We start from the raw sequence: 14,810 nt of genomic DNA, 5'->3' as shown, positions 1-14,810 counted from the left end.
TCCTCACTTGAAGGCTTCTTCCAAAAGGGCTTCCTGCTCTAGCCGGTGGACCTTGGAGGAGCCCACGGCGGGGCTTGGGGACTCGGGCCGGGCCACCACGCTCAAGGGGTGGCCGAAGATCTCCCCGCAGAAGCGGGCGGAGAGGTACCACCAGGCCCCTTGGTTGATGGGTTCCTCCTGCACGTAGACCACGGGGACCTTCTTGGGGTAGGGAGAAAGGGCCTCCTGAAGCTCCGCCTCGGGGAAGGGGTAGAGGAGTTCTAGGCGCAGGATGGCCACGTCCTCCGCCCCAAGCTCCCGCCTCTTGGCGAGAAGCTCGTAGTAGACCTTGCCCGAGGTGAGGAGAACCTTCCTCGCCCCCTTGACCCTTTCGGGGATCACCTTCTGGAAGCGGCCCTGGGCGAGCTCCTCGAGGCCCGAGACCACCTCGGGGTGGCGGAGGAGGCTTTTGGGGGTCATGACCACCAGGGGCTTGCGGATGGACCTTTTCACCTGGCGGCGGAGGAGGTGGAAGAACTGGGCGGGGGTGGTGGGGTAGGCCACCTGGAGGTTGTCCTTGGCCCCCAGTTGCAAGAAGCGCTCCAGCCGGGCCGAGGAGTGCTCGGGGCCTTGGCCCTCCAGGCCGTGGGGCAGGAGGAGCACGAGGCCGGAAAGCCGGCCCCACTTGGCCTCGGCGCTGGCCAGGAACTGGTCTATGTAGACCTGGGCCACGTTGGCGAAGTCCCCGAACTGGGCTTCCCAGAGGATGAGGCCCTCCGGGTAGTCCAGGCTGTACCCGTACTCAAACCCCAGGACCCCGGCCTCGGAAAGGGGGGAGTTGTGGATCTCCACGGGGGCCTGCCCCTCCGCCAGGTGCGCTAAGGGAATGTACTTTTCCCCCGTGCGGTAATCGTACAGGGCGGCGTGGCGCTGGGTGAAGGTGCCCCTTAGGGCGTCCTGGCCCGTGAGGCGCACCCGGTGGCCCTCCGCCGCCAGGGTGGCGAAGGCCAGGGCCTCGGCGGTGGCCCAGTCCAGGGGCCGCTTTTCCTCGACCATCTCCAGGCGGGCCTCGAGGAAACGCTTCAGCTTAGGATGGACCTGGAAGCCCTCGGGCACGGTGGCGAGCCGCACCAAAAGGTTGCGCAGGACCTCCTTCGGCACCCCGGTCTCCACCTCGGGCACCAGGTGGTCAGGCCCCCCCACGTACCCCTGCCAAAGGCCCGAAAGCCCGTGGGGCACCACGGGGCCGGGCTCGGCCTTGACCCGGGCGAACTCGCTCTCCAGCCGCTCCAGGTAGGCCCCCTCCAGGGCCTTAAGCTCCTCCTCCCGCACCACCCCCTCGGCCTGGAGCCTTTCGGCGTAGGCCTTCCAAGGCTCCGGCTTCTTGGCGATGAGGGCGTACATGGTGGGCTGGGTGAAGGTGGGCTCGTCCGTCTCGTTGTGCCCCCGGCGGCGGTAGCCCACCAGGTCCAGAACCACGTCCTTGCCGAAGCGGCTCCGGTACTCCAAGGCCAGGCGTAGGGCGAACCAGAGGGCATCCACCGCCTCGGCGTTCACGTGGAAGATGGGGGCCCCCACCATCTTGGCGATGTCCGTGGGGTAGCGGCAGGAGGTGTACTCCGAGGGGAGGGTGGTGAAGCCCAGCTGGTTGTTGGCCACCACGTGCAGGGTCCCCCCCACCCGGTAGCCGGGAAGCTGGGAGAGGTTTAGGGTTTCCTGCACGATGCCCTCGCCGATGAAGGCGGAGTCCCCGTGGACCAAAATGGCAAGGCCCCGCCGCCTCTCCCGGTCCCCGAAGCGGTCCTGCTTGGCCCGAAGCCGCCCTAGGGTCACGGGGTTCACGAACTCCAGGTGGCTTGGGTTGAAGTTCAGGGAAACGTGGACCTTGCCGTAAGGGGTTTCCTGGTCGCTGGAAAAGCCCAGGTGGTACTTCACGTCCCCGGCGTAGCCCTCGGGGAAAATCTCCTCAAACTCGCGGAAGATGCGCTCAAAGGGCTTCCCCGCCACGTGGGCCAGGACGTTGAGCCGGCCCCGGTGGGCCATGCCCAGGACCACCTCCTTAACCCCGTGCCGGGCCGCCTCCACCACCGCCTCCTTGAGGAGGGGGATGAGGCTTTCCAGGCCCTCGGCGCTGAAGGTCTTGGCCCCGAGGTACTTCCGCTGCAGGAAGGCCTCAAAGAGGCTCGCCTGCATCAGGGCTTCCAACATGCGGCGGCGCACCTCCTGGGGAGGCCTTTCCCAAGGGGCCTCTATGCGGGCGAGGAGCCACTCCCTCTCCTCGGGCTCCACGTGGGCCACCTCAAAGCCGATGGGGCCGAGGTAGGTGGCCTGAAGGCGCTCCAGGAGAGCCCCCAGGGTGGGGGCGCCGAAGAAGGGGGGAAGGGGCCGAGGAAGGTCCTGGGAGGAAAGGCCGTGGGCCTCGAGGGTGAGGGCCTTCGGCCTCGGCCTTTCCTGGCCCAAGGGGTCTATCTGGGCCGCCAGGTGCCCGAGCTCCCGGTAGGCCTGGACCAGGCGCTCCACCTTGAGGAGGAAGCCTAGGTCCACGGCCTCGGCCACGGAGACACTCGGGGCGGGGCGTTCTCGTCGGCCATCCTCCAGGGTAAGGGCGGAGAAGTAGCGCCGCCACTCCTCGGGCAGGGAAAAGGGGTCCTCCAGGTACGCCCGGTAGAGGGCCTCCAGGTAGCCTTGGCTTTCCAGCGTGAGCTCCATCCTGCCTCCTAAGGGGGTTGTATACCCCCTATCTACGCTACACCAAAAAGCGGTGTAGGTGCCCCCACCCTTTACAATGGGGCCATGGTCCTGAAGGAAAAGCGCGAAGGCGTCCTCCTCCTCACCCTAAACCGGCCAGAAAAGCTCAACGCCCTCACGGGCGCCCTCCTAGAGGAGCTCTACCAGGCCTTGGCCGAGGCCAACCAGGACCCCGGGGTGCGGGCCGTCCTCCTCACGGGGGCGGGGCGGGCCTTCTCCGCCGGGCAGGACCTCACGGAGTTTGGCGAGGAAAAGCCTGACTACGAGGCCCACCTCCGCCGCTACAACAAGGTGGTAGCGGCCATGAGCGGGCTGGAAAAGCCCCTGGTGGTGGCGGTGAACGGGCCGGCGGCGGGGGCGGGCATGAGCCTCGCCCTCTGGGGGGATGTGCGCCTCGCCGCCCCTGGGGCCACCTTCACCACCGCCTTCGTGCGCATCGGATTGGTGCCGGACTCGGGGATGAGCTTCCTCCTACCCCGTTTGGTGGGGCTTGCCAAGGCGCAGGAACTCCTCCTCCTCTCCCCCCGCCTCTCCGCGGAGGAGGCCCTGGCCCTGGGCCTGGTGCACAAGGTGGTGCCGGCGGAAAGGCTTATGGAGGAGGCTTTGGCCCTGGCCCAAACCCTCGCCCAAGGCCCCACCCGGGCCTATGTCCTCACGCGGAAGCTCCTTTTGGAAACCTACCGGCTTTCCCTGGAGGAGGCCTTGGGCCTCGAGGCCATCCTCCAGGGCGAGGCGGGCCGCACCCTGGACCACGAGGAGGGGGTGCGGGCCTTCCGGGAAAAGCGCCCGCCCCGCTTCCAGGGCCGATGATCCGCTACCTCAAAGGCCTCGTCCTGAAGAAGGAGGAAGGGGGCTTCCTCCTCCTGGTGGGCGGGGTGGGGTTTTTCCTCCAGGCCCCGGGCCCCTTCCTGGCAAGCCTCAAGGAGGGCCAGGAGGTGGCGGTCCATACCCACCTGCAGCTCAAGGAGGAGGGGCTTGCCCTTTACGCCTTCCCCGACGAGGAAAGCCTCGCGCTCTTTGAACTCCTCCTCTCCGTAAGCGGGGTGGGGCCCAAGGTGGCCCTCTCCCTCCTCTCCGCCCTCACCCCCAAGCTCCTGGCCCGGGCCCTGGCGGAAGGGGACCTCAGGCTTCTCACCTCGGCAAGCGGCGTGGGGCGGAAACTGGCCGAGCGCCTGGCCCTGGAGCTCAAGGGCAAGCTTCCCCCCCACCTCCTCACCGGGGAGAAGGTGGCCAGCGAGGCGGCGGAGGAAGCCGTCCTGGCCCTCGCCGCCTTGGGCTTCAAGGAAGGGCAGGCCCGAGGCGTGGTCCTGGACCTCCTCGCCCGAAACCCCAAGGCCAAGGCCCAGGAGCTCATCAAGGAGGCCCTGAAGCGGTTACGCTAGCGCCTGTCCCAGGGGTTAGGAAGAGGGCGGAAGCCTCCCCTTCTTACTCATACCGAAGGGCCTCCACGGGATCCAACCTGGCTGCCCGCCAAGCGGGATAAAGCCCAAAGAAGACCCCCACCACCACGGCAAAAAAGAAGGCAACAACGATGCTTGTAGGGGAAAAGACGGGGGTTACCGAGATAGCTTGGCCCACAAACCGAGCCATTAAAAGGCCCACGGCCACACCTAAAAGCCCCCCACCCACGCTTAAAACCACAGACTCCGCCAAAAACTGACCCAGAATGTCCTGAGGCCTTGCCCCCAGGGCCTTGCGTACTCCGATCTCCCGGGTCCGCTCGGTAACGGAAACCAGCATGATGTTCATGATGCCGATGCCCCCCACCAGGAGGCTGATGCCTGCCACCCCTCCTAGGAAAAGGGTCATGGCCCTGGTAGTTTGGTTCACACTCTCCAAAGCATCTTGCTGGTTGGTGACGGAGAAATCGTAGCTTTGGGGATCCCATAGGCCATGCCGCTGCGCCAGGAACTGGGTAAGGTGCTCCTGAAGGTCCTTAAGGCGGTCGCGGTCAGCACCTTGGAGGTAGATGGTGTTCACCTTAGCCCCCCCGCCTCCGGACGGGAAAGGCGCTGCAGATAGGTGGAAAGGGGGACATAGACCTGGTAATTGGTACTTACGAAGCCTTGGTCGCCCTTATCTGGCAACACCCCCACCACGGTGAAGGGAATGCCGGCAATGCGCAGGCGCTGGCCTAAAGGATCCTCTCCGCCGAAAAGGTCCTGGGCGATGCCGTAACCGATCACCGCCACCCGTCGCCGGGCCTCCACGTCTTCCCAAGTGAAGAAGCCACCCCTGTCAGGCTCTGCGTTGCGGACTTGGGCAAAGTCGGGCCAGGTACCCACCACCGTGGCCCGGAGGTTTTGGGCCCCGTACTTTAGCTGGAAGTTGGCCTGGGCCACAGGGGCCACCCCCACCACCTCCCCGGCAAAGGCCTCCTGAATGGCGTAGGCGTCGGCAAGGGGGAGGGTAGCAGGTCCGCCCCCACGCACCAAGCCTCCCCCTGGCCCCCTTCCCCCTTGGGCAGGACCTACGGTGAGGAGGTTGGTGCCCAGACCCTCTAGCAAGCGGGTAACCCGCTGGGTGGTCCCCTGGCCCACCATGGTAAGGGCCACCACTGCTGCCACCCCGATCACCACTCCCAAGGCGGTAAGGGCAGAGCGCAGGGGATTGGCAGCGATAGCCCGCCACGCCACACGGGCCATCTCCGAAAGGGAAAGTCCTACCCGGCCTGCAACCACCTCCTGGGGATCATCCCGCCTCATTCCTCACCTCCTCTCGTCCGCCACGATCTCGCCATCTCGTACCCGGATCACCCTCGTTGTCTTCTCCGCCACCGAAGGCTCGTGGGTGACCACGATAACCGTGGTACCCTCCCGGTTTAGCTCCTGAAAAAGGACAAGGATCTCCTCCCCCGTCTTGGTGTCCAACGCCCCCGTGGGCTCGTCGGCAAGGAGAAGGGGGGGCTTGAGGGCTAGGGCCCGGGCGATGGCTACCCGCTGCCGTTGCCCACCGGAGAGCTGGTTGGGAAAGTTGTGGGCTTTTTCCAAAAGTCCCACCCGCTCTAGAAGTTCCAAAGCCCTACGTCTCCTCTCCTTAGGAGAGAAGCCAGCGTAGGTCAAGGGTACCTCTACGTTCTCCAAAGCAGTAAGCCGGGGGAGTAGGAAAAAAGCCTGAAAGACAAAACCTAAAAAACGATTGCGCAGGTAGGCTCGCTCCCCTTCGGAAAGGTTTTGGGTAGGCTTACCTAGGAGGCGGTACTCTCCCTCGGTGGGCCGGTCCAGGAGGCCCAAGATGTGGAGGAGGGTGCTCTTGCCGCTCCCCGAAGGCCCCATGATGGCGAGCATCTCCCCAGCCTCCACTTGCAAGTCCACCCCCTTAAGAGCGGGGAAAACTTCCTCCCCCATCTGGTAAACCTTCCTCACCGCCCTAAGCTCCAGAAGCACGCCTACCTCCCAGGCCCCATAAGGGGCAATGGCTCCGGAGGCCGTTGCTGCTGGCTATTGGAACCCGTAGCCCCTCTCCTGGAGAGGATCACCTGGTCCCCTTCCTTTAGTCCCTCGAGGACCGCAACCCGGGTGTTGTCCTCAAGACCCAAAGTCACGGGCACCCTTTCGGTAGAGCCATCGGGAAGGAGACGGGTGACATAGGCCCCACCCTGCCCCCGTTCCACTGCCCGTTTGGGAATGACCAAGACGTCCTTAGCCTCCCGCACCACGATCTCCCCATCAGCGCTCATCCCCGAGCGGAAGCGGGGATCCGGAGCAAGGCTTACAGCAACCTTAAAAACGGGGATGTTGTTCACCGTTTCCCCTTGGGGGCTAATGGCTTCCACCCTCCCTTGGAACGTCTGACCTGGGAGACCCTCGAGGCTCACCCTCACCGGAAGACCTACCTTGACCTGGGCGATCTCCGTTTCATCCACTTCCAGAACCAAGCGGTAGCGCGAAGAATCGCCCAACGTGAGGAGGGTAGAGGTGGGTCCCACCTGGACCCCCGGACTTGCCGCCACGGAGAGGACCACCCCGCTAAAGGGTGCCCGCACACGGGTCCTGTTCAGATTGCTTTGGGCTTCCGCCACGGCCAAGCGCGCCTGGACTAAGGCCGCCTCCTGGATGCGGAGGTCCTCCCGCAGCTGGGCTTCCCGCAGGGCCAAGGCTTCCTGCTGTGCCCTGACGCTCACCTCGGCGTTTTCCAGGGAACGCCTGGCGCTTGCATAGGCCGCCTCCGCTTCCAGAAGGGCCTGTTGGCTTGCGCCTCCGGCCTGGTAGAGGAGACGGGTAGCCTCCAGGTTCCTCTGGGCGGTGGACAGGCTCGCCTGGGCGTTGGCGTAGGCCACCTCGGCGCTCTTCAGGGAAGCCTTGAGGGAAGCAAGGGCACTTTCCCCTTGCGCCCGAGTGTTGGCAAGAGCGGCCTCGGCCTTGGCCAGATCGGCCTGGGCCTCCTCCAGGGCCTGCCGGAAAGAAGTGGGATCCAGCTCAGCCAGGACCTGGCCCTTCTCCACCCAGGTACCTTCCTCCACCACGGAACGAAGGAGGCCCTGCACCTCGGGGCGCACGTCCAAGGTTTGCCAAGGGGCGAGACTCCCCGAACCCGAAACCGTCACCCGCACCTCCCCCCGGACCACGGTGTAGACCTCGGGGGCCTCCACTACCTGGGCCACCCGCTTGGGGCGCAAGAGAAAGTAGCCCCCTACCCCAAGTCCGAGGAGGACTAGAAGGAGAAACCAACGCCTCATGGTCCCACCTCCAAAAGCCCGGTAAGATCCTGCCCTGCCGCCACGCTTAAGGCGGCCAAAGCCTTCCAGTAGGCGTTTTGGGCCACCAACAGGTTGTAGCGGGCCTGGGCCAGATTCACCTCCTCCTGCTCCAACTCCACGCGGCTGATGGTCCCAGCCTGGAATGCCTTGCGGGCCACCTCCAGGGTCCTCTCCTGGTTGGCGAGGTTTTCCCGGGCGGTGAGCACCTGGCCCCAAGCGGCTTGGGCCTGGGCATAGGCTGCTTCCAGGGCGGAAAGCGCTTGAGCTCTGGCGTTCTCCAAAGCTTTTTGGGCGTTATCCCGGCTGGCCTTGGCCTTTTCCAGGGTGAGGCGGGGGGTATAGTCGTTGTCGGAAAGGCGCACCTGGAGCTCAGCCAGTTCCAGGGCCTGCCGAGCCTGGACCAGACTCGGAAGCCTTTCCTCAAGCCCCTCCCGCAAAGCGGCCAGGTCCACCCCTAGGGCCTTGGGCTGGGGCAGGGGGGCAAGCTGCGGCTCCCTCGGCAAGGAAGATCCCAAGGCTGCCTCTAGGGCCTTAAGGAGGGCAGGGCCCTGGGCCTCGGCGTTCTTCAGGGCGATTTCCGCCGACCTCAAGGCGGTTTCCGCTTTGGCCACGTCCAGTTCGGTGGCGTTGCCCGCTTGGCGGCGGGCCCGGGCAATCTGCAGGTTACGCTCGGCCAAGGCGCGGTTGGCTTGGAGCACCCCCTCGTTGGCCTGGGCCTCCAGAAGGGCGGTGTAGGCCGAAAGGAAGCTTTGCAGGAGGCTCAGGCGGCTTGCCCCCACCTGCGCTTCCGCTAGGACCAGGGCTTGCCGGGCCTGGGTAAGGGGAAGAACCAGGGTGCTCGGGTCCGCCTCCAGGGCCTTGAGTTCTGTTAAGGCGCTTTCCCGGGCCAAGAGGGCGTTCTGGTACGAGGGGTTTTGCTTCAGGGCTTGCTGTAAGGCCTCTTGGAAGCTCAGGTTCCCTTGGGCAAGGGCCAAGGTTGCCGTAAAAAGAAACGCTAGGGTTCGCCTCACCGTTCACCTCCCACGAGATCCTGCCCCATGGCATCCCATAAGGCGTAGTAGGCCTGGAGGAGAGCGGCCTTGGCCCCCTCCAGGGTGCGGCGGGCCTGCAGGAGGCCCACCTCGGCCTGCATAACTTCCAGGACGGTACCCGTCCCCGCCTCGAGGCGCTTTTGCGCCACCGCCAAGGAGTTCTCCGCCCCCGCCAGGGCCTTGGCTGCAACCTCCACCTGGGCTTGGGCCTGGAGAAGGGCTTGGTACTTGGCGCGGAGGTCCAATTCCGCCGCCCTTCTTGCACTTTCCAGGGCCAAGCGAGCTTGGGCCAAGGCCTTTTCCTGAAGGGCGACTCCCGCATCCTGGACGGGGCTTAAGAGGGGAATACCCGCCTGCACCTGGAAAGCCACCCCCCCATTTCCGCCCGTGCCTAGGACGGTGTACTGAGCCCCGTAGTTTAAAACCCCCGTCTTCAGATTAAGCCCGAGGCTTAGGGCGGCATTACCCTCTTGGGCCGTGAGGCTTACGGAAACCTCTGGCCATGCCCGCTCCCGCCGGGCTTGAGCCAGGGCCTCCTCCGCCTCCTCCAGGGCAAGCCTGGCCTTTTGCACATCGGGCCGCTCCTCCAGGAAGGTCAAAACCCTTTCCAGGGAGAGGGTTTCTTGGGGCAAGGGGGGCAAGGCCTCCACCGCCACCGCCCGACCCAAGGTGGCCTGGAGCCGGGCCTGGGCCAGGCTGAGGGCCAGTTGCGCCCGCAGGGCCTCCGCCTGAGCCTCCGCCAGATTACCCTCCGCATCCAGGAGATCCTGGAAGGTGGCCTGGCCCTTCTCCCGCTGGTCCCGCACTGCCTTGAGCTGGGCCTCCCGCCAAGCCAGGCGCTTTTGCGCCAAGGCCTGGTCCAAAGCAGCCAGGTAGGTGTCCAGGTACTGGGAAAGGGCTGTCTGGAAGAGGAGGTTTCCCTGGGAGAGGAGGTCCAAAAGGGCCTTCTTGTAGGTGATTTCTGCTCCCCTAAGGTTATCCTGGGCCTGCCCCCAGGGCAGGGCCATGCTTCCCCCTAGGCCCAGGGCCAGGCTTTCCTGCCCCAAAAGGCTTCGGCTATAGTTCCCTTGAGGCGTAAGGGTAGGGGCAAGGCCCTTTTGGGCGGCCTCCCAGGTGGCCTCGGCCTGGGCCCTTTGCAGGAGGAGGGCTTGGTAGCTTGGGCTTTCCCGCACCCAGGTCTTAAGGTCCATCCCCTGGGCCAGGGCGGGAAGGAAAAGGAGGAAAACACTCCATATCCTTGGCATCCCAAGCCCAAACTAGCGTCCTGAGGTTAGTCCGCAGTTAGGGAGAGGACCAACCGGGCCCGGAGGCCCGAAGGGGTATTGGGAAGGAGTTCCAGCCTCCCCCCGTGGGCCTCCGCCACCTTTTGGGCCACGGAAAGGCCCAGGCCCTCCCCGGGGGCCCTCGAGGCCCTAAAAAAGGGGCGGCCTGCCTCCTTCAGGGCCTCCTCCGGCATCCCCGGGCCCTGGTCCACCACCCCCAGGAAGGCCTCCTTCCCCGCCACCTCCAAGACCACCCGCACCCCCTTCCCCTCCCCGTGGAGGAGGGCGTTTTGCAAGAGGTTCCTCAGGGCCTGGGCGAGGAGGAGGGGGTTGCCCCGGTAGGGCAGGCTTTCCGGCCCCTCGTAGGGCACGCCGAAGGCCTCCGCCTCTTCCCGCGCCAGAGCGGCCAGGTCCAGCCCCACCCGCTCTACCCGCCCTTCCCGGGCGAGGATGAGCAGGGCCTCCACCAGGCGCTTCATGCGGAGAAGCTCCTCCTTGACCGCGGGGAGGACCTCCTCTTGGGAAAGGTAGCCCTTCTCCGCCGCCTCCACCTGGGCGAGGGCGGCGGCCACGGGGGTCCTGAGCTCGTGGGCGGCGTCCCGGGTGAAGCGCCTTTCCCGGTCCAGGAAGGCCTCGAGGCGCTCCAGCATGTGGTTGAAGGCCTCGGCCAAAGCCTTAAGCTCCCCCCCGCCCTCGGGGACCACCCGCAGGGAGAGGTCCTGGGAATCCGCCACCCGCCTTGCCACCCCCGTGAGCCGGGCCAGGGGCCTCAGGGCAGCCCCCGCCAGGCCCCCCGCCAGCAGGGCGAAAAGGAGGGTAAGGAGCCCCCCCACCCCGAAAAGGGCCAGGCGGAAGCGGCTTAGGGCGAAGGCAGCCCCCGGGTCGTAGCGGGCCACCGCGAGGGTCCCCCCTGGGACCTCCAGGACCAGAACCCGCCAACCCTCCCGCCAGTAGGCTCCTGGGGGAAGCTCGGGGAGATCGGGGAAGTTGGCGCTCGCTTGCCGGGCTTCCCCTTGCACCAGGCGGAAGGCGAACTCCCCCCTTGGGGGCCGCCGGCCCTCCGCCAGGGCCTGGACGTAGAAGAGGAGGGACTGGTCCAAATCCGCCTCCACCAGGCGCTTAAAGGCCAGGTAGCTCAGGGCCCCCTGGAAGAGAAGGGCAAGCCCGATGGCCAGGGCGAAGAAGAGGGCAAGCCGGGTCCTAAGGCTCATCCCCAAGCCGGTACCCCCCGGGCACGGTGCGCACCACCCCAGGGTAGAGCTTCTGCCGCAGGTAGTGCACGTAGACCTTTACCGCCCCCACCTTTTCCCCATCCCCAAACACCCTCTCCGCCACCTCCTCCGGGGAGAAGACCCGGCTCGGATGGAGGAGGAAAAGCTCCAAAAGGGCGAACTCCTTCAGGGATAGGTCCACCCGCCTGCCCTCCCAAAAGACCGCCCGCCCCGCCAGGTCCACCTCCAAGCCCCCCAGGCGCACCCGGCTTTCCTTCACCTCGGAAACCCGGCGCAACAGGGCCCGCACCCGGGCGAGGAGCTCCTCTAGGTGGAAGGGCTTCACCAGGTAATCGTCCCCCCCTAGATCCAGGCCCTGGATGCGGTCCCCTAAGGCATCCCGGGCGGTGAGGAAGAGAATGGGCCCCTTGTAGCCCGCCTCCCGCACCTCCTCCGCAAAGCGGAAGCCCCCATCGGGGTCCTCGGGCAGGCGCACGTCCAGAACCATGAGGTCGGGCTCCAGTTCCAAGAAGGCCCCCCGGGCCTCCTCGAGGCCCCTGGCCCAACGCACCCCATACCCCTGGGCGGCCAAGGCCCCCGCCACCGCCCGGCCCAGGTGGGGCTCGTCCTCCAAGAGGAGCACCTGCACGCCCCCAGTATGGCCCAAAGGGGTTAGCCGGGGGTTACCCCGCAAGGCCGGGCCCCGAAGGTTAACGCCCGCCTAACCGCCCACTCCTACCCTTTAGGGCATGGGCCGGTACGGGGCCAGGTGGGAAGGGGTCTTGGGAAGCTTCTTAGAGGTGCAACTGGAAGCCCCCTGGTTCCTTAGGGAAAGGGCCTTTACGGCCATCCTCAGGGAGGTGCGCCGCCTGGAAGGGATCTTCAGCCGCCACCGGGAAAGCGAACTCACCCTTTTGGTGCGCCAGGGCGGGGGCAGGCCCAGCCCCGAGATGCGGGAGGTCCTCCTCCTGGCCCACCATCTCCAAGAGGCCACAGGGGGCGCCTTCCACCCCGCCCCCCGCCACGGGGGCGAGGCCCTGCGCTTCCTGGGCGAGGCGGTGGAGGTCCTCGCCCCCTTAGACCTGGACGGCCTCGCCAAGGGCTACATCGCCGACAAGGCGGCGGAGGCGGCCCTGAAAGCGGGGGCCCGGGCGGCCTTGGTGAACCTGGGCGGGGACCTGGCCCGCCGGGGGAGAGGGGAAGCGGTGGTCCTGGTGGAAGACCCCTTAGGCCCCGACAACGCCCCGCCCGCTTTCCGCCTCCCCCTCGCCCAAGGCGGGGTGGCCACAAGCGGCGTGCGCCACAAGGGGGCCCACCTCCTGGACCCCCGCACGGGGAGGCCCGCCTCCGGGCTCCAGGCCACGGTCCTGGCCCCCTCCGCTTGCCTGGCGGACGGGCTTGCCAAGGCCCTTTTCGTCCTGGGACGGGAGGCTTTCCCGGTCCTCGCCCGCTTCCAGGCCCGAGGGGTGCTCCTCACCGGGGAAGGCCCCGTAACCGGCCCAGAGGGAGGGAAGGATGCTCAAGCGCTACTATAGCCGGAGGAGCTTTTTCAGGCGGGTTTTGGGTGGGGTTTTGGCCTTAGGGATGGTCCGGGCCCAGGGGAAGCCCTGGCCTCAAGGGATGGAGCTTCGGGTGAGCTTCGCCTACGAGGGCGGGGGCTTCCGCTACCGCGCCCCCTACGTGGCGGTGTACGTGGAGGACGAGCGGGGCCACCTGGTGCGCACCCTGGGGCTTTTCCTGATGCCCGGCAAGGGGGAGAGGTGGTGGAACGAGCTTCGGCGCTACTTTGCCCTGGGCGACCCCGCCCGCATGCGCACCCTCTCCGGCCCCACCCGTCCCCCGGGGCGCTACACCCTGGCCTGGGACGGGAAGGACGAGGGGGGCCGCACCGTGGCCCAGGGAACCTACTCCATCTGCGTGGAGTACGCCCGGGAGCACGGGCCCTACGAGCTTTTCCGGGAGAAGGTGGAGCTCGCCGACAAGCCTTTCCAGCAAACCTACCCCCTCAACGGGGAACTGAGGGAGGTGCGCCTTGACTACGGCCGGAAGGCCTAGAAGCGGGGCGAACCCCTTACGGGCCCGGCTTTACGCCTGGGCCCGGACCCTCCACCTCTACCTTTCCCTCCTGGCCTTCCTCTCCATCCTCTTCTTCGCCGTGACCGGCCTCACCCTGAACCACCCCGAGTGGTTCGGGGAAGGGCGGGTGCAAAAGGCTTCCGGCACCCTCCCCCACGCCCCCTACCTCCAAGGGGAAGGCGTGGACTGGCTCCTTTTGGCCGAGGACCTGAGGGCCTTGGGGCTTAGGGGGCGGGTGGCGGACCACGGGGAAAGCGGGGGGATGGCCTGGCTTTCCTTCCGGGCCCCCGGCTACGGGGCCGATGCCCAGGTGGACCTGAAGACCGGCGCCTACACCCTAAGCGTCACGGAAGCCGGCCTGGTGGCGGCTCTAAACGACCTCCACAAGGGGCGGGACACCCCGGGGGCCTGGCGGTGGGTCCTGGACCTTTCCGCCCTCTTCCTGGCCCTGGTGAGCCTGACCGGCCTTCTCCTGAGCCTTTTCTTCCGCAAGACCCGGAAGGCGGCCCTCCTCACCCTCCTTTTGGGCCTCCTCCTCTTTGGGGGCCTGGCCCTTTGGGCGGCCCTATAGCTCGTCCAAGGCCTCCCTGGGGGTACGGCGCACGCCCAGGTACCCCCCTTCCCTCAAAACCAAGGACAAAAGGGCTTCCAAGGGGCCTTCCAGGGCCAGGAGGTTCTCTCCCCGCAAAACCCGAAGCCCCTCGGGAAGGGCGGCCTCGAGGCCATAGGGAAAGAGGGCCAAGGCCTCCCCTTGGGGCAGCCCTTCCCCCCGGTCCAGGTAGAGCCCCGTGGGCTCCAAATAGCCCAGGAAGCGGGTGCGGTTGGCCTCGCGGCGGAAGGCCTGGAGGGCCTTGGGGCTTTCCGCCCCCTGCCAGAGGAGGAGGTCCGCCTCCGCCGCCAGCCCTACCAGGCTATACACGGCCAAAAACCCCTCCCGCTCCTGCCAGCGGGCGAGCAGGGCGGCGAACTCCTCCTTGAGGTGCTCCTGGTGCTCCGCCTCCAGGCGGCGGAACTCGGGGAGGAGGCGGAAGAGGGCGAAGCCCCATACCATCTAGCCCACCTCCAGGTAGCGGGCGAGGGCCTCCTCCGGGAGGTACCTGCCCACGTAGAAGGGCCCGAACTCGCCAAAGCGGGCGGAAACCTCGTCAAAGCGCATCTCGTAGACGATCTTCTTGAACTGGATGGGGTCCTCGCTGAAGAGGTCCACGCCCCACTCCCAGTCGTCCAAGCCCTGGGCCCCGCTGATCACCTGCATCACCTTCCCCTGGTACTTCCTCCCCGTCTCCCCGTGGGCCTTCATGAGGGAAGCCCTTTCCCGGGCGGGGAGCATGTACCAGTTGTCCTGCCCCTGGCGGCGCTTGTTCATGGGGTAGAAGCAGACGTAGCCCCCCTTGGGCACCCTAGGGGTGAGGCGGGGCTTGACGTAGGGGGCCTCGGGGTCCAGGGGGCCGGTCTGGCTCCCCAGCTCCACCACGGAGTAAAAGCCGTAGGCGGGGCGGAGGTAGCGGGCAAAGCGGCTTTTGTTTAAGCGTTCCTCCACGGCCAAAAGGGCGTCCAGGCTCTCCCTTAGGTTTAGGAAAAGGAGGTCCGCCTTGGCGGTCACCACCTGGTAGACGCCGTAACTGCCCTTCCCCTCGGCCTCCACCGCCCTCCACTCGGCGAGGATGGCCTTTAGCTCCTCCCAGGCGGCGAGCCGCTCCTCCTGGGGTGCGCCCAGCCAGGCCCCAAAGTCCAGGTGGCGGAAATCGTGCAGGACGTGCCAGCCCTCGAGGGTAAAGGTGGGCTCGGGTACGTGGCCTTCCAT

At 66.7% G+C, this 14,810-nt stretch carries 16 protein-coding genes; 5 read left to right on the top strand and 11 right to left on the bottom strand.

Annotation, left to right across the window (positions count from 1 at the left end; genetic code table 11):
* Positions 1–3 precede the first annotated feature (3 nt).
* The gene (locus A0O31_RS06315; protein ID WP_071677139.1) at positions 4–2,688 is read right to left on the bottom strand and encodes a 2-oxoglutarate dehydrogenase E1 component; all 2,685 of its coding nucleotides are present in this window, start codon (positions 2,686–2,688) and stop codon (positions 4–6) included.
* A gap of 84 nt (positions 2,689–2,772) precedes the next feature.
* Between A0O31_RS06315 and A0O31_RS06310 the strand changes: the two genes are divergently transcribed.
* Both A0O31_RS06310 and ruvA read left to right on the top strand, forming a co-directional pair.
* A complete protein-coding gene (locus tag A0O31_RS06310) occupies positions 2,773–3,537 on the top strand; it encodes an enoyl-CoA hydratase/isomerase family protein (protein ID WP_071677138.1) in 765 nt (254 codons plus the stop codon).
* Complete coding sequence (ruvA, locus tag A0O31_RS06305) at positions 3,534–4,109, top strand: Holliday junction branch migration protein RuvA (protein ID WP_071677137.1); 576 nt, start codon at positions 3,534–3,536, stop codon at positions 4,107–4,109. Before A0O31_RS06310 ends, ruvA begins: the two co-directional genes overlap by 4 nt.
* A 43-nt stretch (positions 4,110–4,152) precedes the next feature.
* Here the strand turns inward: ruvA and A0O31_RS13065 are convergent, their stop codons facing one another.
* The 8 genes from A0O31_RS13065 to A0O31_RS06270 are packed head-to-tail and all read right to left on the bottom strand — an operon-like array spanning position 4,153 to position 11,579.
* Positions 4,153–4,707, bottom strand: a complete 555-nt coding sequence (locus A0O31_RS13065) for an ABC transporter permease (protein WP_237258970.1) — start codon at positions 4,705–4,707, stop codon at positions 4,153–4,155.
* Positions 4,704–5,432: an ABC transporter permease gene (locus A0O31_RS13060; RefSeq protein ID WP_237258969.1), complete on the bottom strand. Its 729-nt coding sequence runs from the start codon at positions 5,430–5,432 to the stop codon at positions 4,704–4,706. Before A0O31_RS13060 ends, A0O31_RS13065 begins: the two co-directional genes overlap by 4 nt.
* A gap of 3 nt (positions 5,433–5,435) precedes the next feature.
* Positions 5,436–6,113 carry an ABC transporter ATP-binding protein gene (locus A0O31_RS06295; RefSeq protein WP_071677136.1) on the bottom strand — a complete coding sequence of 226 codons (678 nt, stop codon included), beginning with the start codon at positions 6,111–6,113 and terminating at the stop codon, positions 5,436–5,438.
* A gap of 2 nt (positions 6,114–6,115) precedes the next feature.
* Positions 6,116–7,405 (bottom strand): efflux RND transporter periplasmic adaptor subunit, encoded by a 1,290-nt coding sequence (locus A0O31_RS06290; protein WP_071677135.1) that lies wholly within the window; start codon positions 7,403–7,405, stop codon positions 6,116–6,118.
* A complete protein-coding gene (locus A0O31_RS06285) occupies positions 7,402–8,400 on the bottom strand; it encodes a TolC family protein (RefSeq protein ID WP_237258968.1) in 999 nt (332 codons plus the stop codon). Before A0O31_RS06285 ends, A0O31_RS06290 begins: the two co-directional genes overlap by 4 nt.
* Before the next feature lie 32 nt (positions 8,401–8,432).
* Positions 8,433–9,701 carry a TolC family protein gene (locus A0O31_RS06280; protein WP_071677133.1) on the bottom strand — a complete coding sequence of 423 codons (1,269 nt, stop codon included), beginning with the start codon at positions 9,699–9,701 and terminating at the stop codon, positions 8,433–8,435.
* A 26-nt stretch (positions 9,702–9,727) separates the two neighbouring features.
* On the bottom strand, positions 9,728–10,930 hold the full coding sequence (locus A0O31_RS06275; RefSeq protein WP_071677132.1) for a sensor histidine kinase: 1,203 nt from the start codon (positions 10,928–10,930) through the stop codon (positions 9,728–9,730).
* A complete protein-coding gene (locus tag A0O31_RS06270) occupies positions 10,920–11,579 on the bottom strand; it encodes a response regulator transcription factor (protein ID WP_071677131.1) in 660 nt (219 codons plus the stop codon). Before A0O31_RS06270 ends, A0O31_RS06275 begins: the two co-directional genes overlap by 11 nt.
* Before the next feature lie 100 nt (positions 11,580–11,679).
* Here A0O31_RS06270 and A0O31_RS06265 point away from each other — a divergent pair, with 100 nt between their 5' ends.
* Genes A0O31_RS06265 through A0O31_RS06255 form a run of 3 tightly spaced genes read left to right on the top strand, consistent with a single transcriptional unit; the run spans position 11,680 to position 13,577 of the window.
* Entirely contained in the window at positions 11,680–12,465 is a 786-nt protein-coding gene (locus A0O31_RS06265) for an FAD:protein FMN transferase (protein ID WP_071677130.1), read from the top strand.
* A complete protein-coding gene (locus A0O31_RS06260; protein WP_071677129.1) occupies positions 12,446–12,985 on the top strand; it encodes a DUF2271 domain-containing protein in 540 nt (179 codons plus the stop codon). The genes A0O31_RS06265 and A0O31_RS06260 overlap by 20 nt, the downstream gene beginning before the upstream one ends.
* Positions 12,963–13,577 carry a PepSY-associated TM helix domain-containing protein gene (locus A0O31_RS06255; RefSeq protein WP_071677128.1) on the top strand — a complete coding sequence of 205 codons (615 nt, stop codon included), beginning with the start codon at positions 12,963–12,965 and terminating at the stop codon, positions 13,575–13,577. The genes A0O31_RS06260 and A0O31_RS06255 overlap by 23 nt, the downstream gene beginning before the upstream one ends.
* Here A0O31_RS06255 and A0O31_RS06250 read toward each other — a convergent pair.
* Positions 13,572–14,057, bottom strand: a complete 486-nt coding sequence (locus A0O31_RS06250; RefSeq protein ID WP_071677127.1) for a chlorite dismutase family protein — start codon at positions 14,055–14,057, stop codon at positions 13,572–13,574. The two genes, A0O31_RS06255 and A0O31_RS06250, sit on opposite strands and share 6 nt — an antisense overlap.
* Complete coding sequence (hemQ, locus tag A0O31_RS06245; protein ID WP_071677126.1) at positions 14,058–14,810, bottom strand: hydrogen peroxide-dependent heme synthase; 753 nt, start codon at positions 14,808–14,810, stop codon at positions 14,058–14,060. It lies immediately after the preceding gene.

The sequence above is a fragment of the Thermus brockianus genome, assembly GCF_001880325.1.
GTDB lineage: Bacteria > Deinococcota > Deinococci > Deinococcales > Thermaceae > Thermus > Thermus brockianus.
Note: the sequence above shows the minus strand (reverse complement) of the source record. Positions and strands in the feature narration are given on the sequence as shown.